Origin of the sequence: Ferrovum sp. JA12, from assembly GCF_001431705.1 — a bacterium.
Classification (GTDB): Bacteria; Pseudomonadota; Gammaproteobacteria; order Burkholderiales; family Ferrovaceae; genus PN-J185.
In genome coordinates, this window is record NZ_LJWX01000002.1 from 205,075 (window position 1) to 231,254 (window position 26,180).

Here is a 26,180-nt window from a genome sequence, read left to right on the forward strand (position 1 = left end):
TTTCTTCTGCCTTGGCGGATTCTGCTTCACTTGCCGATCAAAGTTCAGTTCTTTTTCCTAGTTTGCCAGGGTTTGAACTTCATGGGGATATGACATTGATAGATCAGTGGCATAGTGGTTTTAATCATCGCTTTGCCGATGGCGCCAATTCTTTTTCATCCTCCTTTGAAAACTCTTACTCCTCCGTGGAAGGGCTGGTAGGGGCCTATGATTTTGGTCAAGGAACTAAAATCATTAGCCGGATTGAAATGATTCGTGGCATTCCCTTATCTGGGGCAGGTGGGTTGGCAGCACTGACTAATAATGATGTACAACGAGTGATGTATAACCGCTTTCAAACTTATGTGGCGCTGGCCTATATTTCTCACACCATAGATTTTGGCGGAACTGATAATAATAAAGCCCCAGTGGATGATCCTAATTTAGAGCAACGCCCAGCAAATCAAATGGATCGCTTAAATATTATTTTAGGTAAGGTGGATGTGTTGAGCATGTTTGATCCCAACACCTATGCTCACAAAGGAGATAATCAGTTTCTGAATTGGTGTTTTATGACCTCCTGCGCTTATGATTATGCCGCGGATGCCAGGGGATACACCTACGGTTTAGCCTCTCAATTAGATTGGGGAGATTACTCGCTGAGAGCAGGCTATTTTGCTATGCCAATTTTACCTAATCAGTTAGCTATCGATACTTCTATGGGACACCATTTTGGAGCCAATCTTGAACTTGAGCGTCGCTGGCAAAGTGGTGCTCTGCGTTTTTTGGCCTATCAAGGTAGGATGGATTTAACGAATTATGCTAATTACTTGAATCAAACCGGTGTGTTTGTACAACAGTCTCCTAAATATAACGCCAAACGTGGTGGGGTGGGTCTTAATGTTGAACAAGCTTTATATAAAAACGTGGGTTTTTTTGCTAGAGCATTTCGTGACAGCGGCACCTATGAAAGTATGGCTTTTACTGAGGCGGATGCGAGTCTCTCAGCAGGTTTTTCCTTTGACGGAGAGGCTTGGTCCAGAGAGGGGGACAATGTAGGAGTGGGTTATATTCAAAATCACATCAATAGTGTCAGACAACAGTTTTTAGCCGCAGGCAATTATGATCTATTCATTGGTGACGGTAATCTTTTATATGCCCCGGAGGAAGTACTGGAAACCTATTATCGATATCGTATAAAAAAAGGTATAGAACTCACTGCAGATTGGCAATATATCCAAAACCCTGCCTACAATCAGTATCGTGGTCCCGTTAACGTTTACGCTTTTCGTTTGCATGTAGAGTTCTAAATAACACTCTTAATCGCGACTGGTTAAGAGTTTCCAGTTGTTTTCGACGATTATCATGTCCCCTCCGTTGTTTCCCGGTGGCCGGGAGATGCTCACGGCATAGGGAAACATTGAGATCAGAGTTCTCTCTACTTTGTTCACTCCCGGTCAGGACCCTATGGTTCTCTCATCAAGGTTAGTTGCTAACAGGGCTATCTACAGTCGTCGCGCTATTCGTCCTCCCCCTAAACGGCGAGGATTTTCGAGCAATCTGTTAAAATATGTTTATTTTGTGACGTCATAAAGTATAGGAATAAAGATGCTAAGAGTGAATGCAGATTTTAACGAGCGCGTAGTGGTGGAGACCAATACCTTGCCTTGGATCGCATCCCCTCAGCCTCAGATTAAAAGAAAACCCCTTGATCGTCTCGGTGGCGAAATCGCCCGTGCCACCTCCCTTGTGGTCTATGAACCTCATTCATCCTTTCCAGAACACAGACATGGTGGAGGCGAAGAAATACTGGTGTTGAAGGGGACTTTTTCTGATGAATCAGGTAATTATGGACAAGGAACCTATATAAGAAATCCCCCGGGGACTAAGCATTCTCCATACTCTCCAACGGGATGTATCCTTTTTGTGAAATTGTGGCAGTTCTGTGCTGAAGATAATGAGGTGGTAAGAGTCAATACCCAAGAGATGTCTTGGTATGAAGGATTGGTACCTGGGCTACATGTGCAGCCATTACATGAACATCATGGAATTCATACAGCATTAGTAAATTGGGCCCCTAATACACAGTTTCAAGGGCATAGCCATCCTGGGGGTGAGGAGATTTTTGTCTTAGAGGGAGTTTTTCATGATGAATGGGGAACTTATCCCAAGGGCACATGGATACGAAGCCCCCGTTATAGCCGACATACCCCTTTCACAAAAAGTGAGGGAGCTATGATCTATGTTAAAACAGGACATCTTGGTGCAACTTATTTACCTTTTCCCTCTATAGTTTAAGATAAAGTTCATGGTTTGCTGATCATGGGGTTGCAAAATTACTACGTAAGTTGTGTGGAGATCAAAAGATGTTTATGTTAATTGGGATAGTCATCATTATTGTTTTACTCTTGATATTACTTTTTGCAGGGAAAAAAGATAACTATCCCGATAATAATGCATTCAATACACTTAAGGACGAACTGAATAAATATCAAGGTAATTTAACTGGTCGCCTTGAGACCATGGTGTTGCAGGCCAACCAAGTAGCAGAGAATATTAATTCCTTAAAAACCGAGTTGCAGGAAAAGCTGGATCTAAAACTGACCCAATTATTATCTGAAGCCCGTGATGAAAGAAGAGTAACCACTGAGGCTCAGTCAAAAGTAATCGATGAATTACGTTCTGATTTAAATCAACGCTTATCTTTACTTACACAAACTATTAACGATCAATTGATGGGAACCAGTCAACAGTTAAGGGAAACAATTCAGAAACGACTGGGTGAAATTCAAGAAAGTAATGATAAAAAATTAGAGGAAATGCGCAGAACCGTCGATGAGAAACTGCATGCAACTCTTGAGGAGCGTTTAGGTGAAAAGTTTAAACTGGTTTCAGAGCACCTTGATAAGGTTCATATTGGACTTGGAGAAATGAAAATCCTGGCCGAAGGGGTTGGTGATTTAAAAAAAGTATTCACTAATGTTAAAACAAGAGGTACTTGGGGAGAAGTACAGCTGGGAAGTTTACTTGATCAAGTCTTGACTCAAGAGCAGTATCAAAAAAATGTCATTACTGTTCCGGGTTCCAGTGACCCTGTTGAGTTTGCTATTAAATTGCCCGGTTCAGACAAAGACTCGCAGGTATGGTTACCTATTGATGCCAAATTTCCCATTGAAGATTACCAACGTTTAGTCGATGCTGTTGATCAGGGAGAAATGGACAAGGCTGAGCAATATGGTAAACAACTTGAACGCCGTGTTAAAGAGGAGGCTAAGACTATCCGGCAAAAATATATTCATGTACCCGACACCACGGATTTTGCTATTTTATTCTTACCCACAGAAGGGTTATACGCAGAGGTGCTGCGCCGTCCTGGACTGGTGGATAGTATTCAGAACGAATATCGCATTAGTGTTGCAGGACCAACAACCTTAATGGCAATTTTAAATAGTTTACAGATGGGTTTTCGAACATTGGCCATTGAGCAACGCTCAGCTGAGATATGGAAAACCTTAGGTGCTATTAAATCAGAGTTTTTAAAGTTTGGTGACGTGATAGAGGCTACACGTAAAAAACTTGATCAAGCCACTAAGCAGTTTGATGAAGTGGATCGTCGAACTCGGGTATTAAAAAGAACATTGCGCGATGTGGAAGAGTTACCCTTTGCAGAGGTCCCCTTATTAGATAACCCTGAGGAAACAGATGACTAGCCCTAGTACACGCCTGATTGCTTTTAATAAACCCTACGGTGTACTCAGTCAATTTACTCAAGAGGGTAAATGGCGGGGATTAAAAGATTATATTCAGCTACCTCATTTTTATGCCGCTGGGCGACTTGATGCAGACAGTGAGGGACTATTGCTGCTCACTAATGACGGTAAGTTGCAAGCTAAAATTGCAGACCCGACGTTTAAACTAGAAAAAACCTATTGGATTCAAGTGGAAGGAATGCCAACAGAGAAAGATCTTGAAACTTTGCGGCAAGGAGTTAAATTAAAAGATGGCTTAGCTCAAGCGGTGAGAGTAAAGTTACTTGATATTCCTGATCCTTGGCCGAGACATCCACCAATACGTTTTCGTCAAAATATTCCTACCTCTTGGATAGAAGTAGTGATTACAGAGGGACGTAATCGACAAGTCCGCCGTATGAGTGCAGCAGTGGGTTTTCCTACTTTACGGTTAATCAGAGTAGCCATAGGCCCTTATGGTATGAATGGATTAGAGCAGGGTTCTTGGCGTGAAGAGAAAATATCTCTTCTTTATTGATCTCATATCGTGAATTGTGGTGATGACTAAACTTTTTTGTTGTTCACAGTGCGGTAATTTTAGGGGCTTATTTCCTACTTATTGCGAATTTTGTGGCTCAGAGGAGTTGCCCACGGCTCACACCTCTTACATTAAAATTGACCTTGAGCGGGGTCAACCCACAGTTGAAGAGGCGATCGATTTTTTTGAAGGTTACTTGATTCGTGCAGAAGAGCTGAAGGTGCGTGCACTGTTAGTTCTTCATGGCTATGGCAGTTCAGGGCAGGGTGGATATATCCGAAGACGTTTTAGAGAACTGCTGTTGACCAACGAATGGGCTAATCGTGTTAATGAATATATTTTTGGAGAAGAATGTAAACATCTCACTGGCTTAAAGCTGTCGGCCTTACTGAGAAAAGAATTAAATAAGGAAAGGTTTATCAATAATCCCGGCTGTACATTGTTACTTCTTAAGCATATTGAGCTTAGGTTTTAAGAGTGAATCTTTGATACTGTCAAAGGGAATTTTTGTGCTTGTTTTTTAGCGGTCACATGAATCTTATTTTTACCTTTGGCTTCTAGCGTGAGTTTTTTAACATCCTTAGCTAACTCGGGATGTTTCTCAGCTAAAGCTGAGGGTAATTGCGCATAACCCATAGTGGTTATACTAATGAGCAATAAAGATGACAGAAATTTTACAGCTTTCATATTTGAATCCTTTCATTTTTTTAAATGCACACTTTGGTTAACGTATTAAAGAGGCAATTGGTTGATTCTATATTTGAAAAAAAATGTTAATAAAATTAATTACGGATAATCTTGTCGAGTGGGTCTTACCATAATATTTGAGACATGAATATGTGGAGGTTGGTTCAAAGAAAATACAATCGTGTTAGCAATATCTATGGGTTGTAATAATGGACCAAATTTCTCGTTAAAGATATCTGTCACATCGTCTTTATAACCAGCAGCCTCTTGAAAACCACTGACTACCACTCCTGGTTCAATCAAGGTAACTCTTACCCCCTTGGGACCAATTTCACGTCGTAAACTTTCTGTTAAACAATGAACCGCAAACTTTGTCGCGCTGTAGGTGGCGCCAAAGGGAGAGATATGTCTACCCACTACTGAACCAATAACAACAATATCGGCTGCTCGGTGAGGGAAGTGAGCAGATTGCACGTCAACCATGCGTCTTGCGGCCTGTTGCAATAATTGAGCAGCTCCAGAAACATTCAGCTTTAAAATAGCGTCAAATTGGGAAAGATCGGCATCTTTAACCGAGCCACTTAATCCTCGACCTGCGTTGACAATGACCGCATCAACAGGCGCCTTAAAATGGTTAAGGGCTGTATTAAACATGTCTTCTAAATGTTTATCATCAGAGGCGTCTCCAGATACACCAATGAAGTTCTTACCAAGAGACTGTGACAGTGCAGTTAATTTATCTTGACTGCGCGCATCACCAATCACGCGGTGACCTTCTTTTATCAGTAATTCTGCGGTGGCTTGACCAATTCCAGAGGAAACTCCAGTGATGAGTACAACTCTTGAGTAATTTGACATGGTTTTACCTTAAATGCTTAGTACGCTTCCTTACTAATATAGTAAGCTTCTTTTTTGCTTAAGGCAAGATTAATTCTAAAAAAATTTTTACTCATTTTAACTCAATGTTTTTTAACACTATTATAGTTAATAAGAGGAAGAATATTGATTATTACTATTAATCCAAGTCTCGCCGTTAATTCTGTCCTGCTGTATTTGATTGGCTTGATTGCTCAAAGCGTTCATCATTACCTGATTACCGGACATAATATCCTGCCGCAAAAATTGCATTTGATTAACCAGTAATCCGGAAATTTGATTCCCTGCTTGCAGAACCTGCATTCTGCCCACGGCGTTTTGACTAAGCTGTTGAACGCTGGTTAGGGCTTGTTGCTCATTAACAAATTGACTGCTCTCTAAACCATATTGATTAAGTAGAGTACTGACTTGGCTCAGGAGATTACCGGTCCACTGCTGTAATCGTTGACTGTATTGTTGAAGTGGTTGAGAAGGGATGCCATAAATCTGACTGGCATTATCGTAGGTGTTAAGGGTCGAGTAAGTGAGTCCCTTAGCTGAACCCATTAAATTAATTAATTGCGACAATTGTCCTGAAACATTGGGCCACATTTGATCAGGTAAAGAGGTTAAGTTTTTCACTTGATTGGTGATCTGTTGTAATTGTTGGCTCGTTTGCGTGACAGCCTCTGAGAGTTGATTTACAGCGGTAGCCTCCTGCACCATTTGTTCGGGTAAGGTGGCTCCCGCTATGGAAGCTATAGGCCCTCCGCCACCAAAGGATAGAGCAGGGAAACAACTTAAGCATATTAATAGGATGACGCTAACGCAGGTCATGCTCTCTTAACCAATGTTGTGCAGCATGAGAGAGTTGCTTGCTCTGTAACCAGTGATAAGGCCACATATGGCCCCATTGTGCTTCTAGCTCTGTTATTTGTTGACGACATTTTTTATCCGCTACGCCCATAAAAGCTAATTCCACCTCAGATAAACCCAATTCAAATAACCGTTTTCCCTCTGGGTGCACCATGTAATATTGTTTTTTTTGTACAGCTTGACTCAGAATTGAAATTTGTCTTTCATTCAAACCAATTTTTTCATACAAGGGTTTGATCGATGGCGTGTTAGCCTCTCGATTAGGCAACAAAATTTTAGTTGGACAGGATTCCAGTATTAATTCAAGCAGACCCGATTGATGAAAATCGCTTAGACTTTGTGTTGCAAAAATAACGGCAACATTTAATTTACGTAATGTTTTTAACCATTCCCTAAACACTTGCCTAAAATGGGGATGATCAAGTACTACCCAAGCTTCATCTAATATAATTAGAGTAGGTTCACCATTGAAACTGCGTTGTAGACGATGAAAAAGGTAGGTCAAAGTGGGTAAAACTATCTTCTCATCGCGCTGTAATAAGCCCTCCATTTCAAACACCTGAAAAGGGTTATCCTGGAAAAAGTCTTTATCACCATCAAAAATATCTCCCGCAACTCCTTGTAGGGTATAAAAATGTAATGCCTGACGTAGATCCGTATTTTGTATTAGTGTGACAAGATGAGTTAGTGTCCTCTCAGAGCTTAATGTACTACTCATCTGTAATTGTTTTAAGGCGTGATAAATTTCCTCTCGACGTTTGGCATTTAATACTACTCCCTGTAATTGACAGAGTAATTCAAGCCAATCTTGTAAAAAGCCAATTTCGTTATTGTCATGTAAATCACTAAGTGGGCAAAGACGCTTATCTGACTGATGAAACGTCAGGTTGTGGTGTATTCCGCCGCACGCCTTAACCAGAGTCTGAGCTGAATATCCTTTATCAAAAACATAGACTTGGGCCTTCGGGTAACGAAATTGTTGCGCCATTAAAAAGCATAATAGTGTGGATTTGCCAGACCCCGTGGGGCCTAAAATAAGGCTATGCCCAACATCCTCAGCATGTAAATTAAGCCGAAATGGCGTGGCGCCCGTGGTCACCGTCAAGGCTAAGGCAGGGCTTGAGGCGGGATAGAGTGGATTAGGATGGTACTCTGATCCTGCCCAGACAGAGGTGAGGGGTAATAAATGACATAAATTCATCGTATTCAGCAAAGGGCGTCTTACATTTGCAAAATAATTACCGGGCATAGAACCTAACCAGGCTTCCATAGCATTGATATGCTCTAAACGTGCACTGAATCCTTGTTGATGAACCAGTTTCATGAGTAGCCGTGTTTTTTCGATTAATACGTTTTCATCGGGGTGACTCACGATTAGTACGGCAGTGAAGTAGCCATACTTAACCAATCCACTATTCACTTCAGTGAGTGCAGCCACGGCTTCACTAGCCATATCGTCTGCATCATGATTGACATGAGTCGCTTCGCCACCGGCTTGCTCTCGTAATACATTAAGCGCACTTTTTCTTTTCTGACTCCAACGTGCTCGATAATGATTTAATGCTTTCAGGGCATTTTCTTGACCCAGATATATAAATCTTGAACTCCAGCGGTAGGAGAGCTCTTGACGCGATAAAAAATCCATTAAGCCTGGGTAAGAATGAGCGGGGTAGCCTTCTAGGGCTATGATTTGCCTAGGAATGTGATCAATTCGTGGCATAAACCCGGTTTCAATATCGGCACAGCCTATTATGCTATCAAGAAAAAATGGGATTTCTGGGAGGAGTAACGACCGAGATTCCTGATATACACAAAAATTTAAATAATCCAACAGCTCGCTTTTCATCCCTTTACCATACTCAACCTCAGTGAGTCGATGAAGCTGTATAACATGACTTAAACGGTCCTCAATTTGTTTGATTTTTTCACTAAACACATTAAGGAAATAGTTAGCGTCTCCCTCGTTTTCTTGATTCATAAATAATAGATTAGCCCTTCGGGATCCGTTAACGGGGGGATGCCATGTTAACGTAAAAAAACTGTCGTTGATGAAACGATGGGGGGTATCTCTAAATTGTTCAATTCTGACTGCTTCGATGAGTTCAGTGGTGGCATCAGGAAAAGCGCCTGGATGGGTAGTTAATTGAGCAGGTACTCGAAACACATCACAATGAATCATCCAGCCCTCTTCAAGTGATAAAATTTGATTTATATGGCCGGTCATCCAATTCATTTCACTAGCACTCGCAGAATCTAAGTCAGGCCCCTGAAAGCGCCAACCCGCCAAGTATCCTCCACTTTTAGTGAGGATGATCCCAGGTGCCACCAATCCTGCCCAAGGAAGTAGGTCTGTGGCACTTAATTTTCTCCGTCTAAAGGCGTTGAGTGACCACATGTTAAAGCCATCTTGAAGTATAGGAAAATGGGTCGGTGTGGGCTAAATAGTGCTTTTGGTAACGTAAGTGTCTTAAAGTAATACGACTTAATTGGGGGTCATGGCGTGCTGCTTCACTAATTAACGTTTGCCCTGTTACCCACAATATGATGCCGATAATCAAAGACCAGAAATGGGGCAATGAAACAATAAAAATGCCACAAATAATCATTAGCATGAGTGATAAGTGCCTCTCTCCACCCATAATCAGTAAAGGACGGTTCAAAGCCCGGTAGAGGGGGATGGATTGATATGGCTGCTCACTCTCTCTCATGATACCAATGCACCAGTTAAACCTAAGGCCATTAAAAAGTTATTTCCCAAAACAATCATTGCTACACCTAGCACCACAAATAACGCCCTTTTTGCAATTCCTCCTAGTTCTTCACCAAACACGAGGGCGGCGCCTGTGGCGAGGAAAGCAATGACGCTGATACCTGTAGCTACGGGTCCTGTTAAATCGTCCTGTAAGGTTTTAATCGGGGTATCCCAAGGCAGTCCTCCCATGGTAGTTGCATGGCTAGTTAGGGGTAACCAAAGAGCACTTATTAGAAGGGGTAAGCAAAGGGTTTTTTGTAAACGATGAATCATATTCAGCTCCAGAGAAAAGATCATAATTAATCAGTTGTGGAGGAAAAAAATCATAATTTTCTAAGTGATACTGCTCTGAGCTATATTCGGTACAGTATTTCATTTCACATACCTGTCGTCCTTGAATAGTTTTATTCATCACAATAATTAAATCTATGCTGTGAGCGATCAATTGTCGATTTATTGAAGTACCTCCTTCTTCAATGAGTTGCTCTAGACGAAATAAAGCACCCTGCGCATCGTTAGCATGCAATGTTGAGATTCCTCCAGGGTGGCCGGTGTTCCATGCTTTGAGTAAAGCTAAGGCTTCGCTACCTCGTACTTCGCCCACAATGATTCGATCAGGACGTAACCTCAGTGTTGTTTTAAGTAAGCGAGTTAAAGAGATATCGTTCGCTGTCGTCATTGAAACAGAGTTAGCGTTATGAAGCTTAATTTCCGGAGTATCTTCTAAAAGAATTAATCGCTCTTTAGGATAGCGTTGTTGTATTTCATTGAGGAGTGCATAGGCCAGAGTGGTTTTACCACTGCCGGTTCCCCCCACCACTAGAATATTGTGATGTGCTGTTAATGCATGGATCATTTGGTCATGTTGATGAAGCGTCATGATGCCTTGATGAATATAGTCAATTAAAGCAATGGGGCGACTCAATGATTTTCTGATGGAAAATATTGGCTGCTGTACTAAGGGTGGAATGACAGCTTCAAAGCGCGCATGATTAAAAGGCAATTCACATTCAAGAATGGGGGTGTCATGATCCACTTTGGTTTTTTTTAAACTAGCTAAGGTTTCAATGGCTAATTGAACTTGGAGAAGATTCAGTTTTTCTTTTTTGCATAATCCTTCGCTACGATGGTCAACCCATAGATGGCCATCGGTGTTAAAGAGTAATTCCGTTATATTAGGATCATTGAGATAAGTTAAAACAATGTCACCAAGATATTTTTGTAGTGCACTAAATTGTCTTGAATGAAACTCTTGAAGTTGACTTTCCATGTTGAGTCCATGATTGAAGGAAAAATAAGAATTGGTTTAGCGATAGCCAACACATCTGTCATTGATATAGGACCAACATAGCGTGAATCTAATGAAAGAGTGGGTAGATGACTGCCATATACCCAATACTGATTAGCGCTTAAGGTAAGATGATGAAGAGGAAAATACTGTTTCGTGGGGTAAGGCTTGCTCTGTGGTAGTAAATATTGATTAATGAATACTCCATTAGACTCTAAGCTAATTCGGTCCCCAGGCACGCCAACAACCGTCTTGATGAGACATGGTGTACATCTAGAGTGCAGAAGGGGAGTGATGACACGATGACACACTAGTATGTGGTCGCCATGATGTAGGGTATTGTGTAATGCACTGATTTGCCAAATCCCGATTGCCTCAGAACTGGTAAAGTTAAAACGATAGTCTGAAATAATGCATATCCCCATGATGAGGATAGGGCTACTCATGAGATAAAATTTGTATAGGGGTTTCATTAGGATTGACCAATATCAAGCTTGGCGGCAGGTAACAGTCTGTAATAGAACAGCTGTTCTTCAAAATAGCGAATTTTGTTAGCAAAAATTGGTGCATGGCCGGTGACCATTACGAGCGCATGCTCTGGAGACAGGCGCATAGCCTCATCGGCAGTGAGCAAAGGACGTCCTGAATAATGTATGCTTTGGGAGGTATGGTTTAACATCATCGCAAAGCGTGACCCTGAGTACTGCTGTTGAGATTGTCCTAAGGTGGTATTGCCCAGCATCCGGGATAATAATTCTGCTGTCTCAATTTTGTTAGGTGCGTAGGCCACACGAATGTGGCAATTACTTATGATAGATTCTTCTCTACCGTAGGCGGTATGCAACTGACTAATGTCTTGGACAATTAATAGGGCTTTTAGTCCATAGCCAGCAATAAATGCCAGAGACTCTTGAAAAATATCTAATTTACCAAGACTTGGGAATTCATCAAGTAGTAATAATAGTCGGTGATGGTACTGACTTTTACCTTGACCTGTCCCATCAAAATACATTTTTTCCGTAAGGCGTCTTACCACTTGATTGATGATCAAGCGAATTAAAGGTTTTAATCGATCTTTGTCGGAGGGAGGGACGATGAGGTAGAGTGTGGTGGTTTCTTGCATAAGGCTTTCTAGTGTAAAGTCAGAATGTCTTGTGTGTTGAGCTATCACTTCATCTTTGTATAATGAAAGAAAAGACAATGCGGTGGATAGGACGCCCGATGCTTCATTAGGAGCTTTATTGAGAAAGCTTTGGGTTGACTGCATGACTAGGGGGTGAGGAGAGTGTCCAAGATGGTGAGTATTTTGTATCTCTCTCATCACTTGCTCGATACTTTTTCCCGGTGTTGAGAGCAAAGATTGAACACGACTCAGGGATTTATCAGTTTCAGCATAGAGTACATGCAAAATCACACCAACTAACAAATCAAAACCTGTCTTGGCCCAATGATCATTGAGCCCGCGTCCGTCTGGATCGACAATCATGGTTGCTATATTCTGCACATCACGGGTTTCAAATTCGCTACCTAACCGAATTTCATTCAAAGGATTAAAACAGTGAGAATCGTGAGAGGTAGGTTCAAACTTCAAGATTCGTTGTTTTAATACCTGTTGTCTATAACCGCTAGTATGATGAAAGTTTTCCCCTTTGATGTCATGAACTAGTGCAGAGGATTGCCAACCCAGTAAAGTAGGTATGACAATACCAATACCCTTGCCGCTGCGGGTGGGCGCGAATACCAAAATATGTTCATCGCCTTGATGTCTTAGATAATGGCGCCCTGTACTATCTTGATAGGATCCCAGATACACGCCATCCTTTTGTTTGCTATCCATTAATCCAGTTGCTATCACTTGTTTTGTTGAGGCCCATCTGGCTGAACCATGATGTGTTTGAAGGTTGCGTAGAATAAAATTGTGTCTTTCATAGCGGTATAGAGTACCAAATAGCCCCATGCATATTAGGCACTTCATGGCAAAATCAGTAGGTAAACTTAAGTTGGTAATGAATAGGTATAGGCTTATCGGCGGGAGATTATTCGGTAGAACAATACCCATTAGCCACCATAGCGAATAGGTCAGTAAGATAAGTTTTACTACATTCATATCACGAGTGGTGGAGAGTGTTGGGGGAGTATTGTGAGAGTTCGTTGACATGTGATGTATTGTTGAGACGAGTTACACGTTGACGGTCTGGAATTGTTGTATCATTTGTTCAATTTGCCATTGTTGGTAAAGAAATTTAGTAGCTTCCAAAGCTTGCTTGATGGCAAGTTCGATACTAACGGTCTCTTTTTTTAGTAATTCTATCCAGTGCGCTGTATAGGATAGATGTTGCTCTTGGGTTTGATCAGGATGTACTGCAGTAAAATGTAGCTCTAACTCACGGCACAGAAGAAAAGCGCCTATTTCAGCGGTAATCTCCTCTATGCAATAAGCGCGACTCCCAAATTGACCGGTTTGGTCACGTGCTAAGCGTTGAATGCTTCCCGAGGCATGTGTTAGTTCATGGGCAAAAGTACTCTCTCGTCCATAGATACTGGTAAACTGATGGGAGAGAGGTAGTTTAATCATATCTAAATGAGGAGAGTAGTAAGCAAGATCAGAGGAAGTTTCGATGACGCTAACCCCGAGTCTCTGAGCGATAATGGGAAGGGGGTTATGGTTTTTGAATTCTGTGATGACAGTGTTGCTCTTTTCTAGAGGAGGAATACCGGAGATTTGTTCGGCATTAAACACCCTGGTAAGTCTATAGCTGATTCTATCTTTAGCAGTCTCTGTGTTTGTTGCAACGCCTTGACCATCTCTGACGTCAGCTTTTATTATTTTTTTGATAGGAAGATATATTACTGTTCCTTTTTGTTGTGATCGTATAGACCAACCCGCTTTATTTGCTTGATTAAAACCCACCCATCTTGGGTCTAGGAAGTGATTAAGCTCTGCTGTGAGTGATAGGTGAAGGGAGTTTATTCCTTGGTAGAATTGCTGGGTCAGCGGATTATAGGGTTTTTGTTGATTTGTTGTTGCTCCTTCATTCCAAGGTTTTTGCCAAGGAGGTAGTTGATTCTTATCGATCAGAAGAAGCAGTTTCTGGACAAACTCCTGCAGGATAATATTCCTTATGTCGCTCATAATTTATACCTAATTCTAAATAAGTACAATCATCATTAGCGGAAAAACCCATCGATTTTATGTTGTTAGTGACGATTTTTTCCTAAAAAATTACATTAATATCTACAGCTAATTATTAATAACTTATTAATTTTAAACAATATTATCTTTTATAAGAAAAACTTATGATTGAAAAAATAGGTTGTAAATTTACTTCTTATAATCCTGCTAACGAATCTTCAGTAAGATAAAGCTTGATAATAATTTGTATAGAAAAAGGTGAACTATGGCGATTTATAATTTTAGTGCTGGACCTGCAGTGCTTCCAGATGTGGTCATTAAACAAGCTCAACAAGAATTAGCAAATTGGCAGGATAGTGGTATGTCTGTGATGGAGATGTCTCATCGCGGTCCAGAATTTATGTCTATTCATGAACAGGCAAAGCAAAATTTAAGAGAATTGTTAAATATTCCCAACAATTACCATATTCTATTTTTGCAAGGTGGGGCCAGCCAACAGTTTTCTATGGTACCCATGAACTTAGCTGCCATGAGTAATGAGGTGGATTATTTACATACGGGTGAATGGTCAAAAAAAGCTATAGCCGAGGCTAAAAAAATAGCGCAGGTAAATATTGTGGCTAACGCAGAGGACAAACATTTTACTTATGTTCCTGATTTTTCCACTTGGACATTAAACCCCCACGCGGCTTACTTACACATTACCCCTAATGAAACCATTGGTGGTGTGGAGTTTTATGATTTACCCCAAACAGGACAAGTCCCAATTGTGGCGGATATGTCCTCCACCATACTCTCACGCCCCTTTGATGTGAGTCGATTTGGACTTATCTATGCGGGTGCGCAAAAAAATATGGGCATTGCCGGATTAACTACGGTGATAATTCGAGAGGACCTCGTTGGTAAGGCTAAAGCCGGAACTCCAGCTATGATGGATTATAAAGTTCATGCTGATAATGACTCCATGTATAACACTCCGCCAGCTTTCTCTATCTATATGGCAGGCTTAGTATTTAAATGGCTACAAGCCAACGGTGGATTAGAGGCGATGGCTAAATTAAACCTTCAAAAAGCGAAGCTGGTCTATGACACTATCGATGCTAGCCAAGACTTTTATCAGTCTCCCGTTGCCATATCTAACCGTTCATGGATGAATATCCCCTTTACTTTACACAATAATGAGTTAGATAAACCCTTCTTGAAGGGGGCTGAAGGGCGTGGCTTGCTACAATTAAAAGGTCATCGCTCTGTTGGGGGTATGCGCGCATCCATTTATAATGCTATGCCAATCGAAGGTGTAGTGGCCTTAACACAGTACATGAAGGAGTTTCAACAGCAAAATGGCTAATATTTTTTCAATTCAAACACTTAACAAAATCTCTCATGATGGCTTAAAGCGCTTTCCTCAACCCCAATACTTAATAGGTAATGAAGTTGAGAAACCGGATGCTATCTTGGTACGCTCGCAAAATATGCATGATATGCCTATCCCAACCTCCGTGATTGCTATAGCCAGAGCTGGGGCAGGAACTAACAATATCCCTATTCCCGTTATGAGTGAGAGGGGGGTCCCCGTATTTAATGCGGCGGGTGCCAATGCTAATGCCGTGAAAGAACTGGTCTTAGCGGGGATGTTAATGGCAGCCAGAAATATTATTCCCTCCCTCCAGTTTACCGCTTCGTTAAGGGGCGATGATGCAACACTTCACCAATTGGTGGAGGAGGGAAAGAAAAGCTTTGTGGGGTCGGAACTCAAGGGGAGATCTCTGGGCGTAGTGGGTTTAGGCGCCATAGGTCGATTGGTAGCAGATATGGCTTTAGCCTTGGGGATGAAAGTGTATGGATTTGATCCTGAAATTACGGTGGATGCTGCCTGGAGTCTGTCTGCGTCCGTTAAAAAATGTAATACCATTGAGGAGCTTTTGCGCCATTGTGATTTTGTTAGCTTACATGTACCGCTCTTACCCGCTACGAGAGGTTTGATGAATGCCCAACGACTTGCCGTCCTGAAAAAAAATGCAATTTTACTAAATTTTTCTCGGGATGCGATTGTCGATACGGAGGCTGTTATAGCGAGTCTTGATAATAAGCATTTACGTTATTATGTCTGTGATTTTCCTGAGGTGAAAATAGCAGGGCATGCACAAGTGATAGCGCTCCCTCATTTGGGCGCTTCCACTAATGAGGCAGAGGAGAACTGTGCTGTGATGGTGGTAGATCAAGTGAGAGACTACCTTGAGCATGGTAATTTAACCAATTCGGTAAACTTCCCAAATCTTTTTATGGCGAGAGAATCAAACCATCGCTTGAGTATTGCACATAATAATGTTCCCAATATGTTAGGACAAATTTCTACCACTCTTGCAAAGGCCTCAGTCAATATTCATAACATGATTAATAAATCCCGAGGGGACTTGGCTTATACCTTAGTAGACAATGACTCACCTATTATTGAGAAAGTAGTGAAAGAGTTAAAGACAATACCTGGTGTATTGTTAGTTCGAAATTTACCTATGTTGGATCTCTAATAGAGGTATTACGCCACTTAAATCCACCCGTGTTAAGGCATGGGTGGCTTCTTTTCTAACAATTGGCTTTGCGTGATAGGCAATACTGATATCGGCTTCCTTCATCATTAATAAATCATTTGCGCCATCGCCAATGGCAACCACTTCTTTTGGTTCTTTTTGATTGTGTAAGTAGTAGTTGAGCCAGTAGGCTTTGGCTTTCGCATCAATGATGTCTCCGACAACTTGACCGGTTAATAAGCCATTCTTTATTTCCAAGGTATTCGCTTTAGAGTAAGTGATATTTAGTTTTTTTTGTAGTTTTTCTGTGAAAAAGTTAAATCCCCCCGACACTAACAAAGTCTCAATACCCTGTTGATGAAAATGTGACAACATGTCTTCTCCTCCAGGAGTGATATGTAACCTTTCCTCATAGACCTGTGATAAGGTGGATTCTGGTAAACCCTTTAATAGACTCACTCGTCGTCTTAAGCTTTCTGGAAAATCTATTTCTCCACGCATAGCGCTTTCTGTGATTGCAGCTACTTGTGATTTTATACCCATAAAATCGGCAATCTCATCAATACACTCTATAGTAATGAGTGTTGAATCCATATCCATGACTATTAAAGATACATTCGATAATTTTCTGGTATCAGGAATGCAAGCAATATCAATAAGATGTTTTTCTGCAATAGTGAGTAAATGATTATTGATCGCTGTAGAAGATAAATAAATCAAATGTTCATTGATTTGATTTATCGGGTAATGAGGAATTAATTCACTGATAAGGGTTTGGCTAAAGGGATGGGAAGATTGTAAAACTGTATAAAAAATTGTCATAAAAACACTACAATAAGGATCAGGGGAAACCCTTATTGTAGCAATAACTCATAATCTAAGTGGTTTGGTTTTTACTTAGTTGCTTAAAAGTCTAACAGTATCGTTGTGGCGGGAGAGCGCAACGGCATAAGTATAGGCACGATGTTGAGCCTGTAACAAACGTCTCTTCTGCTCTTCAATTCGACCTAAATCAAGAGTCCGCTGGTCTTGGTTGAGATGGACTACATCACGCTGATAAACGGATTGTAGTAAAGAGAGTTGTTTTGACTCAAGGATGACATCTTGTATGCTTTGATTATATAAAGCGGTGTACACGTGATTGATATTATGAGGAACGGCTCCGTCTCCTGTGAGGGGCTTTATTTCGTTATATTCATCTTGAATGGCTCGTTGCTTTGCGTCAAAGTTATCAGCATGTGCCATCAATGCACCAAAACTCATGGCAAGAAAAGCCAAGACAAGACCGCTAATACGTAATGATTGGGTTATCATTTAATTCTCCTTAATCAGGTTGGCAGACAGTGAACTTTTAATTATTAAAATGGGAAAATTTCCCATAAGTTCATTGTACTTTACTTGTGGGAAAAAATCCCATAAAATTTACTTATGGTTAGTAAAAAAATAAAACTTGATCCGCAATTGGTATTAAAACAAACGTTGATCATTATGCAGCCTCTGATTTTGTGGCTGTTAAGGTCTGGTGTCCGCCATCCTGAATTTTCTGTGGCAATTAAACAGGTTTTTTTAGAACAAGCCTCGCAAGAATTAACACGCCTTGGCGTAAAACAAACGGATTCTGCTTTAAGTCTTTTGTCTGGTTTACATCGTAAAGATGTGCGCTCTCTTATTCCTGTCCTACAACAATTAGTTGAATCAGGGGGGGATCGACCCCGTGAACTGTTAGGTAAACCTACTCTTCCCTCACAAATTATGACTCGCTGGTTAGCCAGTGGTTGGCAGGATATACTTCCTTTAACAGGAGATAACCGCTCTTTTGAAAAGTTAGTCCGGCAAGTTTCCTCAGATGTCCATCCGCGCTCTGTAATTAATGAATTAGAACGCCTTGGGATGATTGAAGTGGACGAACAGCAAGTCCGTTTAATCCGTGATGCCTTTGTCCCTGATCCCTCTATGGTTGAAGCTGGAAATTTATTAGCGGGTAGTACAGCGGATCATCTTGCTGCTGGCGTCCATAATCTTTCTGACATGAATGATCATAAATTTCTTGAACAGAGTGTTTTTGCCGATGGGCTTACAGAGCAATCCATTATTGAATTAGAAAATCTTGCTAAAGCGCTATGGTTACAAGTGATGAGTTCTTTAATTGAAGCGGCTGTCCCTTTAAGCGATAAAGATGAGCCCAATGGAGGCGACCAAAGAATTCGTATTGGTATGTTTTGTTATAGCGAACCTATTCACTCAAACTCGAACACATTACCAAAAAAAAATAAAAACAATAATAATGAGATGATTTCCAATAAAAACAATAAATCCTCTGATCCGCAATCTGTTGCCAAACGAAATGAAACATCTTAGGGAGTTCAATATGTTTTTCATTCGCTGTCTGCTTAACCGTCACGATTATTCACTTACTGCTTTATTTTTTATCTCTCTTGTATTCTTAAGTTCTTGTGGTGGGGGGGCGGCAGCAGTTGCAGGGGTGGGTAGTGGTGGGACAGGTGTTGTGATTCAAGGGTTGGTGACAGGTTTTGGTAGTGTATTCATTGACGGCACTGAGTATCCTCTTAGTACCACCGCTAATATCAGTGAAACCTTTGATGGTTCTAGTACTTCCTCAGGGTTGTTATCATTGGGGCAGGTGGTAACCGCTACGGTGGATAGTTCCTCTACGGTGGTCTCCGCTGAAATTACACCTGATTTACAAGGTGTCATTACTTATCAACCGACTGCTTTTACCACTGCGGTAAATGGTACATGTGCCGCCTCAACAGACTATTACCTATATGTTTTAAATCAACCAGTTAGAATTGTCACTCAAGCATGTAATACTTCCTTAGGCGTTACAACTGTTTTTAACGAACCCTTTTCGCAATGTACCGCTAACAGTAGCTGTACATTGGGTTCTCCCAATGGATTTGTTAATAGTCTGATTACAGGTGCTGAAGTTAAAGTTCATGGTTTCTGGGTACTTAATCCTTCTACACAAAAGCCTGAGCTCATTGCTACCAGAATTGATGAGTATTACGTCCCCACCAATAGTACGGTTTATTACAACAATCCTGTTGGTGTCAATCAACCAGCCACAAATTATGAACTCAGTGGTATTGTGACCGCGGTGTCTTCCGGTACGGTTCAAATTAATGGTGGCAATGGGGTTAACGGTGGAAATAATACAACAAATAGTTACGGTGGTTCGACGGTCTCTTCTTTGATAGTCCCTAGTACGCTGGCCAATAACCAAGTGGTTTCAATGTTTGTTCCTAGTACTAATTGGCTCAGTTATTTCCCTAGCTCTTATCTCGGTACGGCTTATTCGCCTACTACCGCTCTTGCTGTATCTAACTTAGTCATCCAGTCTGCCACCAGTTTTGCTAATGGTACCAACCCCACTGTTCAGGTAAGTGGCATTATTACCTCACTATCTGGCAATACAGCAATCATTAACGGTACTTCTGTTGTCCTTCCCTCTGGTTGTACATATTGCACTGTAGGGGATTATGTACGTCTGAAAGGAACTAATCATCAAGGTGAGCTGGATGGGGCTACCGTTGAACAGTCATTGCCTTCAAACGAGAGCCTTGCTTCCACCGTCGTTAATTTAAATGGGATTATTGTCTTTCCTGCGCCGGTTAATGGGGTGACGACAATTGTCTTTCAGGGGGTTACCATTAATGCTTCCAATATTAATTTGACGGGATGTATTCCAGGCGCCACGCAACTCGTTCAGGTTAAAGCAAATTTTAATTCCGGCTCGTTACAAGCCAGCAGTGTAACTTGTTCAACTATTTCAAATACTGTTAGCGCTAATACTGTGGCCGATTACGTGGGGATTACCGCTAATTTCTCAAGAAACATTAATCAATTTAACTTCTTAAGCAACAACACTAATTATATTGTTACTTACAATTCTAATACCTATATCGAAAGTGATCTCACGTCTAGTTCAAGTAATATTGAAGTTATTGGTGTTATCACTTCTCTCCCTTCGGCAAATACGCCTGGTGCCATCACTGCGACTTCCTTGAAAAGAACTGAAAACTCGGTACTGTTGAAATCGGAAAGCGATTAATGTGTTGAGGCTAGAGAAAAAAGTAAAAAAAGAACTGGCTGGTGGATTAAATAAATCATTAAACTATGTTGCCCTAATACAGAGAGCGCCTTGATTTTTAGACTTTTTTTATGGTTTAAGAATGGTGCGCTGGCGACACCTATAAAATATAAGCCTAACCAAGGAAACAGAGGGGCGTAATCCTCAGTGGCCGGTTTGAGAGAGTTCAAACCAATCCAATTTAAGTAATTGGGATTCATTACAGATAACTGACACGTATTAGAGATTAACAATATCAGGGTGCCCAACATAGCTAAACTTTTTTTGTTTTCCCTAATGGGGTAGGTCACCATTGTGGCGATTAAAAAAAAATGTATGACCCCAAAATAGATAAAACGATTGCCGAATAAGAAATAAGTGACAATAGAGATAGTCACCGCTGATAAAAAGAGTTTAGTGATTCGTTTTATAAAATGAGTATGATTATTTGGTGCGAATGAAATGCTGACCCCTGAGATAAAGACAAACCAAGCAACAATGACAGTGCGCCAAGTTGTCCAAAATGAACTCTCTAAGATATTAAACTGCGTGTAATGAAAGTAGTTCAAGTCATAACAAAAATGGAAGACTACCATCATACAAATGGCCATACCCCTTAATTCATCAATGAAAAGTAGTCGGGCAATTTTACTGTTGTTGATGTTCGATGGAGATGCCATTGGAGAGTTTGGGTTGGGAATGAAGTGACAGAGTTTCTGAGCGACCTTGACGCTCTATAATGATATGATCGCTAGTCACTGTTTTTAGAAGAATCCCAGCACTAATTTCGTGTCTCTCACGATAGGGTTTAGGTGGGCTGTTATTAATGCTGATGACAGCAATTCCGTGATGCTGGTCGCTGACAATGACCCCATTTAATACTAAGCTGGCGTTAAGTAAGCTTGGCCCAATGAACACATTCTTGGCATCTTGATATACGGTGTTCCCTGGCTTGTCTAAAGGATGGACAGGGATAGGTTGAGGAGGGGGGGCTAACAATAGGCTGGCCCAGTGACCTACTGTGACAGATAGAATTAGTAAGCTGATAAACCAACTAAATTGTTTGGTGAGATCGCTTTTAGAACGTAATTGCCAATTTTTTAGCATCATAATAACTCAAAGAAATGGCTATAATTAACAGGAATAAAGGTAAAATAATGACATTTAGAGTCTATTGTATGGAACGACATCACACTAAGCAACCCGCCTCTTGTCATCAATCAGGCTTTTCTTTGATTGAAATTATGGTGGTCATGATTATCATTGGTATTCTTGCTGCCTTAATTATTCCCCGTGTCATGGATCGTCCTGATCAAGCAAGGCAAATTGCTGCAAAGCAAGATATTGCTACGGTTGTGCAAGCATTAAAGCTTTACCGTCTTGACAATGGCCGCTACCCCACTACTGAGCAGGGGTTAATAGCACTCGTGAAGCTACCAAGCCTTGAACCTGTTCCAAATAACTGGAAGTCCTACTTGGACACTATGCCTAAAGACCCATGGGGTAATCCCTATCAATACCTGAATCCTGGCCAGCATGGCGAAATCGATGTGTGGAGTTCTGGTGCTGATGGTAAAACTGGCGGTGAAGGAAATGATGCAGATATCGGTAATTGGTAACAATAACTCTGGTTTTAGTTTGATTGAGTTGTTGGTTGTACTGGTTATTATGGGTGTTTCCTTTGCTATGGTTACCTTATCGATTCATGTGGCTGATCCATCAACACTTGAAGGAGATGCCAAACGACTGGTGGCAACCATTAACCAAGCTCATGATCTCGAGGATTTGTCAGGCTCTCCCATATGGATGACAATTAATTGTGAGCAATGGCGTTTTTTTGATACCAGTTCGGGTACACAGCAACCCATGAATAAAGAGGAGGTGGCTGGAGGAGAGTTTAAATCTCAATTAAAGAGTATTACCATTAATGAGACAGAGATGGGTTGTACTCAGGAAGGTTCATTAAAATTAGTGATTAATGATGATCCGTCGCCTACTAAATTAATATTAACTACAGACAAGCAATCCTTAATAATTGCTTCCGACTCCTTAGATCGCTTTAGTATTCAATGACCATGAGTAAGAGAGGCTTTACCCTCATTGAAGTATTAATCGCTCTGTTTGTGGTAGCCATCACTTTGGCTGCATCAATGCGTGCACTGAGCGTGGTCACTCGGGTAGGAGGAGATTTGCCACCAAGGTTTGCAGCGCAACTCAGTGCTGATAATGTTCTAGCTAATGCCAACTTGAATGATCAATGGCCAGGGATCGGAGTCTATAAAACCGATTGTTCCCAAGGAGATTGGCTCCTGCGTTGCCAATTAACCGTCAGTGCTACGCCCAACCCCTCTATTCGACGTCTTGAGGTGGTGGTTGTCCAAGATCATGACAATACTGTTTTGGCTACCGTTGTCACGCTAATGGCTAATAGAGGTGGTCATGTTCTCTAAAGCCCATGGATTCACATTAATTGAAGTCATGGTAGCACTCCTTCTAATGGCTATTCTCTCCGTATTATCTTGGCGGGCCCTAGATGCCATGAGTAGAACCAGAGATACGCTAAATAGCCATGGTCAGCAGGATGATCAATTAAAGGCTTTATTTAACCTTTGGGAAAAAGATTGCCATCAGTTGGTGATGGGGGCAGATGGGGTACTTACTGTTCCCGTTTATATGGATAGTAGTGAGACGGTTCTTCTCAAAGAAAAAACCCTGGCTAATGGAGTTCATCGTCCTATAGTGGTGATTTATGAGTTAGAGAATAATCAATTAATTCGATTAGAAAGTCGTGGCTTAAATACTCGTCAAGAGTTGATGCGTGTCTGGAGTAATGCCTTAAATCATCATTTAACAACAGATTTAGGATTATTGAATAGGGAAGTACTCTTAGAATCCGTTGATGCCTTGTCATCGAGTACTTTTTTTGATGGTATGGGTTGGGTGAATAACAGTAATCAATTCAATGCAGCCATAACCTCTCAGAAGCACCCGCGGGAAGTTATCCTACGTGCTTTAGAGCTTTCTGTCTTATTGACGCATCAATCTGAGCCCTTTCATAAAATCGCCTTGACAGGAGTGGATTAAGACATGAGAAGGGAGCGCGGGGCGGCGATTTTAGCGGCACTTTTAGTGGTTGTCCTTGCTACCACTATTGTCGCCGGACTCATGGCTAGCCAAGAAATACGACTTAAATCATTAGATAATCAAAGATTAAGAGATCAAATGAATTGGTTGTCAGAGGGTGCTCTTGATTGGGTTCGCTTAATCTTAAAAGAGGATTTATACCAAACCAAAGCCGTGGATCATCTGGGGGAAGTATGGGCGATTCCCATTAGTGAAACTTCCTTGGCCGACTTTTTGAAAACCAGAGCGTTGTCGGGGACCATGTTTTCCTATGATGAAGAAACTTTCTTTGCTGGCCATATTGTTGATGCGAATGCTCGCTTTAACCTCACATCCTTGATTGATACTGTTAATGATCCAAGACAAGGAGGTTTTCTTATTGCCACGAAAATCAATCTCGAAGCCGTCAATATGTTTGCGAGAATTCTATTACATGTTGGTTTAGATCCCCAACTATCTATGCCTGTTGCTCAATGGCTATTAAACAGCCATCGACCTCTTGGCGAGGAGCAAGATATGCCGCTCCCTATCCTCTCGGTGCCTGACCTGAGAGTCATTATTCCCAGTATCTCCGATAGTCAACTGGCCGCTCTCGAACAACTGGTTGTATTACTTCCTCGGCCTACTCCAATAAATATTAATACAGCCTCTGCTAGGGTATTATCGTTAACTTTAGGAATACCTATTGAGCTCGCGCAACAATTGATTAATGATCGACAGCAAAAGTACTTTGTAGACTATGCTAGTATCGCATCACGTATCAAAGCCAGTATTCCTGCCTGGACACCTGTAACACAAAGAAATGTTGATGTAAAAACGGATTATTTTTTCGTATTAGAGCAACTCAGAAAAAGAGAGTTGATAATACGACGATTTGCACTGATTTCTAGAATTCAGTCAATTAATAATGCAACTCAAGTTTTGCATGTGGGAAATGGCTACCCTTTGGGCTTGACATTTGATGGAGTATAAGAACAATTGAGTCAATTATGGATAAAATTACCGGAGCGAGCTCGGCATCAAGAGGAGGATGCTTTTATCCATGCTCTCGAGTTTGTTCTAACTCAAGATAGCGTTCCCTATAACAGGCTGCAAAGTGGGGAAGCCTATATTGATGAGCTACCTGTTGCCGATGAAGTGATCTTGATCATGTCCGCACGCGATGTCTTGATATTAGAAAAAACCACAGATATCTTAAGTGTATTAACAGGGCAACGTCTCAACCAAGCCTTGCCAAGCTTATTAGAAGATGAAGTTCTTTACTTTGATAGGAACCATGTGGCGATCTGGCGTGACCCTGAGAATTCTGCCCATATGGCCTTTGCTATTACTGATAAAGGTTGGCTGAGACAAGTATTAGGGAAATTTAATGAGATATTTAAACACGTACCAGTGAGAGTGATCCCTGCCAGCTACTTCCAAGAAGTAGGCAGTATAGTCTCTCTCTCAAATGATGATGACCATGCAGGGAATTGGGCCTGTTTCCGCAAAGGGGAACATGAGACCCATCTTATCCCCTTGCAACATAACGACTTTTTAAGTAGTCATCATTTGTCACTGGAGCAGTTAATTCATACGCCACTACTCAATCGGATTAGTCATTTCACTGACCCATACATCAATTTATGTCAGTTTGAATTTGCCGATAAACATTTAGGATGGCGTGCGCTATGGGGGAAGTGGAAGGGAGTATTAATAGTATTGTTTGTCTCACTGATAATTGAAACCTTAGGAATCAATATTTATTGGTTAACTCTTGCATATCAACAGCGTCAGTTGTTACAAGAAGAACGGCAAGTGGCTCAGTTGATTATTCCCCAATTACCTAAGGATATTAATCCTGAATTAGTCCTTCGGCATGAGTGGCAAGTGGCCAATCAGACGGCTCCAACTAGTGATAAAGACTTTATGGTATTGTGTGCAAAATTAGCGCAAATCATGATTCATCAACCCACTGATGCCGTGACAAAAATCAAGTATCATCAAGGAGAGTTAGATGTAACACTGAAGCCTGGTGTTAATATTGATATGGTTAAACAAGATGCGCTAACTAAACGCGTGACTATCAATAGTTTAGGGGGTGGTGTATGGCAGATAAAATAATAAGACGTGTGACTCAAGAAAGTGCCCGTATCTGGTTTGGACTTAATGTTAGGGAAAGAAAGCTGGTATTTTTACTTTTTTGTCTCCTGTCTTGCCTGATTTACTATTTTATTCTCATTGCCCCCGCTCAAATGGGTGTAAGACATTTGAATAATAATCTTATGGTACAGCGACAGACTCTATCTACCATGCATTCAATGGCCCAGGATATGTTAACCCTTCATCAACATCAGCAGGCCATACTCAGAGATCCTAAAAAAATTGAAGAACTTATTTTAGGAATTGCTCAAAAACATGGCTTACAAGGATTACAAGTGACAAATGTGGGTGATGTAAAACATCATCGTTGGCAATTATCAGGAAAAAATATTACCTTTAGCGATTGGATCGCTTTACTCGAGGAGCTCCATCAAAAAACACTGCTAGAGGTGGATGTCCTGACTGCCATTCGATCATTAGAGCCAGGGCAGGTTAATTTAATTGCGGAGCTCCAGGAATAA

General features: G+C 41.2%; 30 protein-coding genes. 16 read left to right on the forward strand and 14 right to left on the reverse strand.

Going from position 1 to position 26,180, the window contains the following annotated elements; translation table 11 throughout:
- Positions 1-11 precede the first annotated feature (11 nt).
- From FERRO_RS06060 to FERRO_RS06080, 5 genes are all read left to right on the forward strand, one after another.
- On the forward strand, positions 12-1,289 hold the full coding sequence (locus FERRO_RS06060) for a carbohydrate porin (protein WP_160318109.1): 1,278 nt from the start codon (positions 12-14) through the stop codon (positions 1,287-1,289).
- Positions 1,290-1,587: 298 nt separating this feature from the next.
- On the forward strand, positions 1,588-2,277 hold the full coding sequence (locus FERRO_RS06065; RefSeq protein WP_056930003.1) for a cupin domain-containing protein: 690 nt from the start codon (positions 1,588-1,590) through the stop codon (positions 2,275-2,277).
- Positions 2,278-2,345: 68 nt separating this feature from the next.
- Positions 2,346-3,689: a DNA recombination protein RmuC gene (gene rmuC / locus FERRO_RS06070; RefSeq protein ID WP_056930004.1), complete on the forward strand. Its 1,344-nt coding sequence runs from the start codon at positions 2,346-2,348 to the stop codon at positions 3,687-3,689.
- Positions 3,682-4,245 carry a pseudouridine synthase gene (locus FERRO_RS06075; RefSeq protein WP_056930005.1) on the forward strand — a complete coding sequence of 188 codons (564 nt, stop codon included), beginning with the start codon at positions 3,682-3,684 and terminating at the stop codon, positions 4,243-4,245. Before rmuC ends, FERRO_RS06075 begins: the two co-directional genes overlap by 8 nt.
- Positions 4,246-4,267: 22 nt before the next feature.
- A complete protein-coding gene (locus FERRO_RS06080; protein ID WP_056930006.1) occupies positions 4,268-4,720 on the forward strand; it encodes a hypothetical protein in 453 nt (150 codons plus the stop codon).
- Here FERRO_RS06080 and FERRO_RS06085 read toward each other — a convergent pair.
- From FERRO_RS06085 to FERRO_RS06125, 10 genes are all read right to left on the reverse strand, one after another.
- Positions 4,717-4,932 carry a hypothetical protein gene (locus FERRO_RS06085; RefSeq protein WP_056930007.1) on the reverse strand — a complete coding sequence of 72 codons (216 nt, stop codon included), beginning with the start codon at positions 4,930-4,932 and terminating at the stop codon, positions 4,717-4,719. The genes FERRO_RS06080 and FERRO_RS06085 overlap by 4 nt on opposite strands.
- A 99-nt stretch (positions 4,933-5,031) precedes the next feature.
- Positions 5,032-5,790 carry an SDR family oxidoreductase gene (locus tag FERRO_RS06090; RefSeq protein ID WP_056930008.1) on the reverse strand — a complete coding sequence of 253 codons (759 nt, stop codon included), beginning with the start codon at positions 5,788-5,790 and terminating at the stop codon, positions 5,032-5,034.
- 126 nt (positions 5,791-5,916) lie between these two features.
- Positions 5,917-6,624 carry a P-type conjugative transfer protein TrbJ gene (gene trbJ, locus FERRO_RS06095; RefSeq protein WP_056930009.1) on the reverse strand — a complete coding sequence of 236 codons (708 nt, stop codon included), beginning with the start codon at positions 6,622-6,624 and terminating at the stop codon, positions 5,917-5,919.
- Positions 6,611-9,058: a VirB4 family type IV secretion/conjugal transfer ATPase gene (locus FERRO_RS06100; protein ID WP_056930010.1), complete on the reverse strand. Its 2,448-nt coding sequence runs from the start codon at positions 9,056-9,058 to the stop codon at positions 6,611-6,613. Before FERRO_RS06100 ends, trbJ begins: the two co-directional genes overlap by 14 nt.
- A gap of 1 nt (position 9,059) precedes the next feature.
- Positions 9,060-9,371: a conjugal transfer protein TrbD gene (gene trbD / locus FERRO_RS06105; RefSeq protein ID WP_056930011.1), complete on the reverse strand. Its 312-nt coding sequence runs from the start codon at positions 9,369-9,371 to the stop codon at positions 9,060-9,062.
- Positions 9,368-9,712, reverse strand: coding sequence for a TrbC/VirB2 family protein (locus tag FERRO_RS06110; RefSeq protein WP_056930012.1), 345 nt, complete (start codon positions 9,710-9,712; stop codon positions 9,368-9,370). Before FERRO_RS06110 ends, trbD begins: the two co-directional genes overlap by 4 nt.
- The gene (trbB, locus tag FERRO_RS06115; RefSeq protein WP_056930013.1) at positions 9,618-10,685 is read right to left on the reverse strand and encodes a P-type conjugative transfer ATPase TrbB; all 1,068 of its coding nucleotides are present in this window, start codon (positions 10,683-10,685) and stop codon (positions 9,618-9,620) included. Before trbB ends, FERRO_RS06110 begins: the two co-directional genes overlap by 95 nt.
- A complete protein-coding gene (locus FERRO_RS09955) occupies positions 10,610-11,176 on the reverse strand; it encodes a S26 family signal peptidase (RefSeq protein ID WP_082601221.1) in 567 nt (188 codons plus the stop codon). The genes trbB and FERRO_RS09955 overlap by 76 nt, the downstream gene beginning before the upstream one ends.
- Positions 11,176-12,861 carry a type IV secretory system conjugative DNA transfer family protein gene (locus FERRO_RS06120; protein WP_082601222.1) on the reverse strand — a complete coding sequence of 562 codons (1,686 nt, stop codon included), beginning with the start codon at positions 12,859-12,861 and terminating at the stop codon, positions 11,176-11,178. The genes FERRO_RS09955 and FERRO_RS06120 overlap by 1 nt, the downstream gene beginning before the upstream one ends.
- Positions 12,862-12,882: 21 nt before the next feature.
- Positions 12,883-13,836, reverse strand: coding sequence for a zincin-like metallopeptidase domain-containing protein (locus FERRO_RS06125; RefSeq protein ID WP_056930015.1), 954 nt, complete (start codon positions 13,834-13,836; stop codon positions 12,883-12,885).
- Positions 13,837-14,101: 265 nt separating this feature from the next.
- On the opposite strand from FERRO_RS06125, the gene serC reads away from it, so the two are divergent.
- Positions 14,102-15,184, forward strand: coding sequence for a 3-phosphoserine/phosphohydroxythreonine transaminase (gene serC, locus FERRO_RS06130; protein WP_056930016.1), 1,083 nt, complete (start codon positions 14,102-14,104; stop codon positions 15,182-15,184).
- Entirely contained in the window at positions 15,177-16,364 is a 1,188-nt protein-coding gene (locus FERRO_RS06135) for a phosphoglycerate dehydrogenase (protein WP_056930017.1), read from the forward strand. Before serC ends, FERRO_RS06135 begins: the two co-directional genes overlap by 8 nt.
- Here FERRO_RS06135 and serB read toward each other — a convergent pair.
- Positions 16,344-17,186 carry a phosphoserine phosphatase SerB gene (gene serB / locus FERRO_RS06140; protein ID WP_056930018.1) on the reverse strand — a complete coding sequence of 281 codons (843 nt, stop codon included), beginning with the start codon at positions 17,184-17,186 and terminating at the stop codon, positions 16,344-16,346. The genes FERRO_RS06135 and serB overlap by 21 nt on opposite strands.
- Before the next feature lie 75 nt (positions 17,187-17,261).
- Positions 17,262-17,678 (reverse strand): hypothetical protein, encoded by a 417-nt coding sequence (locus FERRO_RS06145; protein WP_056930019.1) that lies wholly within the window; start codon positions 17,676-17,678, stop codon positions 17,262-17,264.
- Positions 17,679-17,792: 114 nt separating this feature from the next.
- Between FERRO_RS06145 and FERRO_RS06150 the strand changes: the two genes are divergently transcribed.
- Positions 17,793-18,722, forward strand: a complete 930-nt coding sequence (locus FERRO_RS06150) for a DUF6502 family protein (RefSeq protein ID WP_056930020.1) — start codon at positions 17,793-17,795, stop codon at positions 18,720-18,722.
- A 10-nt stretch (positions 18,723-18,732) separates the two neighbouring features.
- Positions 18,733-20,436, forward strand: a complete 1,704-nt coding sequence (locus FERRO_RS06155; RefSeq protein ID WP_056930021.1) for a hypothetical protein — start codon at positions 18,733-18,735, stop codon at positions 20,434-20,436.
- Here FERRO_RS06155 and FERRO_RS06160 read toward each other — a convergent pair.
- Together FERRO_RS06160 and FERRO_RS06165 are read right to left on the reverse strand one after the other, a co-directional pair.
- Positions 20,433-21,134 (reverse strand): heparan-alpha-glucosaminide N-acetyltransferase, encoded by a 702-nt coding sequence (locus FERRO_RS06160; protein WP_082601223.1) that lies wholly within the window; start codon positions 21,132-21,134, stop codon positions 20,433-20,435. The two genes, FERRO_RS06155 and FERRO_RS06160, sit on opposite strands and share 4 nt — an antisense overlap.
- On the reverse strand, positions 21,103-21,564 hold the full coding sequence (locus FERRO_RS06165) for a type II secretion system protein N (RefSeq protein WP_056930023.1): 462 nt from the start codon (positions 21,562-21,564) through the stop codon (positions 21,103-21,105). The genes FERRO_RS06160 and FERRO_RS06165 overlap by 32 nt, the downstream gene beginning before the upstream one ends.
- 68 nt (positions 21,565-21,632) lie before the next feature.
- Here FERRO_RS06165 and gspG point away from each other — a divergent pair, with 68 nt between their 5' ends.
- From gspG to gspM, 7 genes are read left to right on the forward strand one after another with little or no spacing between them, the layout of a single operon-like run.
- The gene (gene gspG, locus FERRO_RS06170) at positions 21,633-22,073 is read left to right on the forward strand and encodes a type II secretion system major pseudopilin GspG (protein ID WP_056930024.1); all 441 of its coding nucleotides are present in this window, start codon (positions 21,633-21,635) and stop codon (positions 22,071-22,073) included.
- Complete coding sequence (locus FERRO_RS06175) at positions 22,024-22,527, forward strand: prepilin-type N-terminal cleavage/methylation domain-containing protein (protein WP_160318110.1); 504 nt, start codon at positions 22,024-22,026, stop codon at positions 22,525-22,527. Before gspG ends, FERRO_RS06175 begins: the two co-directional genes overlap by 50 nt.
- Positions 22,528-22,529: 2 nt before the next feature.
- Entirely contained in the window at positions 22,530-22,904 is a 375-nt protein-coding gene (gspI, locus tag FERRO_RS06180; RefSeq protein WP_204374777.1) for a type II secretion system minor pseudopilin GspI, read from the forward strand.
- A complete protein-coding gene (locus tag FERRO_RS06185; protein WP_056930027.1) occupies positions 22,894-23,538 on the forward strand; it encodes a PulJ/GspJ family protein in 645 nt (214 codons plus the stop codon). Before gspI ends, FERRO_RS06185 begins: the two co-directional genes overlap by 11 nt.
- A 3-nt stretch (positions 23,539-23,541) precedes the next feature.
- Positions 23,542-24,549 carry a type II secretion system minor pseudopilin GspK gene (gene gspK / locus FERRO_RS06190; protein WP_056930028.1) on the forward strand — a complete coding sequence of 336 codons (1,008 nt, stop codon included), beginning with the start codon at positions 23,542-23,544 and terminating at the stop codon, positions 24,547-24,549.
- A 6-nt stretch (positions 24,550-24,555) separates the two neighbouring features.
- Positions 24,556-25,680 (forward strand): type II secretion system protein GspL, encoded by a 1,125-nt coding sequence (gspL, locus tag FERRO_RS06195; protein WP_056930029.1) that lies wholly within the window; start codon positions 24,556-24,558, stop codon positions 25,678-25,680.
- The gene (gene gspM, locus FERRO_RS06200) at positions 25,665-26,180 is read left to right on the forward strand and encodes a type II secretion system protein GspM (protein WP_056930030.1); all 516 of its coding nucleotides are present in this window, start codon (positions 25,665-25,667) and stop codon (positions 26,178-26,180) included. Before gspL ends, gspM begins: the two co-directional genes overlap by 16 nt.

Excerpts from the sequence above, each read along its gene's own strand:
- FERRO_RS06065 (WP_056930003.1), top strand. The coding sequence starts at position 1,588 with ATGCTAAGAGTGAATGCAGATTTTAACGAGCGCGTAGTGGTGGAGACC.
- rmuC (WP_056930004.1), top strand. The coding sequence starts at position 2,346 with ATGTTTATGTTAATTGGGATAGTCATCATTATTGTTTTACTCTTGATA.
- FERRO_RS06075 (WP_056930005.1), top strand. The coding sequence starts at position 3,682 with ATGACTAGCCCTAGTACACGCCTGATTGCTTTTAATAAACCCTACGGT.
- FERRO_RS06080 (WP_056930006.1), top strand. The coding sequence starts at position 4,268 with ATGACTAAACTTTTTTGTTGTTCACAGTGCGGTAATTTTAGGGGCTTA.
- FERRO_RS06085 (WP_056930007.1), bottom strand. The coding sequence starts at position 4,932 with ATGAAAGCTGTAAAATTTCTGTCATCTTTATTGCTCATTAGTATAACC.
- FERRO_RS06090 (WP_056930008.1), bottom strand. The coding sequence starts at position 5,790 with ATGTCAAATTACTCAAGAGTTGTACTCATCACTGGAGTTTCCTCTGGA.
- trbJ (WP_056930009.1), bottom strand. The coding sequence starts at position 6,624 with ATGACCTGCGTTAGCGTCATCCTATTAATATGCTTAAGTTGTTTCCCT.
- FERRO_RS06100 (WP_056930010.1), bottom strand. The coding sequence starts at position 9,058 with ATGTGGTCACTCAACGCCTTTAGACGGAGAAAATTAAGTGCCACAGAC.
- trbD (WP_056930011.1), bottom strand. The coding sequence starts at position 9,371 with ATGAGAGAGAGTGAGCAGCCATATCAATCCATCCCCCTCTACCGGGCT.
- FERRO_RS06110 (WP_056930012.1), bottom strand. The coding sequence starts at position 9,712 with ATGATCTTTTCTCTGGAGCTGAATATGATTCATCGTTTACAAAAAACC.
- trbB (WP_056930013.1), bottom strand. The coding sequence starts at position 10,685 with ATGGAAAGTCAACTTCAAGAGTTTCATTCAAGACAATTTAGTGCACTA.
- FERRO_RS09955 (WP_082601221.1), bottom strand. The coding sequence starts at position 11,176 with ATGAAACCCCTATACAAATTTTATCTCATGAGTAGCCCTATCCTCATC.
- FERRO_RS06120 (WP_082601222.1), bottom strand. The coding sequence starts at position 12,861 with ATGTCAACGAACTCTCACAATACTCCCCCAACACTCTCCACCACTCGT.
- FERRO_RS06125 (WP_056930015.1), bottom strand. The coding sequence starts at position 13,836 with ATGAGCGACATAAGGAATATTATCCTGCAGGAGTTTGTCCAGAAACTG.
- serC (WP_056930016.1), top strand. The coding sequence starts at position 14,102 with ATGGCGATTTATAATTTTAGTGCTGGACCTGCAGTGCTTCCAGATGTG.
- FERRO_RS06135 (WP_056930017.1), top strand. The coding sequence starts at position 15,177 with ATGGCTAATATTTTTTCAATTCAAACACTTAACAAAATCTCTCATGAT.
- serB (WP_056930018.1), bottom strand. The coding sequence starts at position 17,186 with ATGACAATTTTTTATACAGTTTTACAATCTTCCCATCCCTTTAGCCAA.
- FERRO_RS06145 (WP_056930019.1), bottom strand. The coding sequence starts at position 17,678 with ATGATAACCCAATCATTACGTATTAGCGGTCTTGTCTTGGCTTTTCTT.
- FERRO_RS06150 (WP_056930020.1), top strand. The coding sequence starts at position 17,793 with ATGGTTAGTAAAAAAATAAAACTTGATCCGCAATTGGTATTAAAACAA.
- FERRO_RS06155 (WP_056930021.1), top strand. The coding sequence starts at position 18,733 with ATGTTTTTCATTCGCTGTCTGCTTAACCGTCACGATTATTCACTTACT.
- FERRO_RS06160 (WP_082601223.1), bottom strand. The coding sequence starts at position 21,134 with ATGGCATCTCCATCGAACATCAACAACAGTAAAATTGCCCGACTACTT.
- FERRO_RS06165 (WP_056930023.1), bottom strand. The coding sequence starts at position 21,564 with ATGATGCTAAAAAATTGGCAATTACGTTCTAAAAGCGATCTCACCAAA.
- gspG (WP_056930024.1), top strand. The coding sequence starts at position 21,633 with ATGGAACGACATCACACTAAGCAACCCGCCTCTTGTCATCAATCAGGC.
- FERRO_RS06175 (WP_160318110.1), top strand. The coding sequence starts at position 22,024 with ATGGTAAAACTGGCGGTGAAGGAAATGATGCAGATATCGGTAATTGGT.
- gspI (WP_204374777.1), top strand. The coding sequence starts at position 22,530 with ATGAGTAAGAGAGGCTTTACCCTCATTGAAGTATTAATCGCTCTGTTT.
- FERRO_RS06185 (WP_056930027.1), top strand. The coding sequence starts at position 22,894 with ATGTTCTCTAAAGCCCATGGATTCACATTAATTGAAGTCATGGTAGCA.
- gspK (WP_056930028.1), top strand. The coding sequence starts at position 23,542 with ATGAGAAGGGAGCGCGGGGCGGCGATTTTAGCGGCACTTTTAGTGGTT.
- gspM (WP_056930030.1), top strand. The coding sequence starts at position 25,665 with ATGGCAGATAAAATAATAAGACGTGTGACTCAAGAAAGTGCCCGTATC.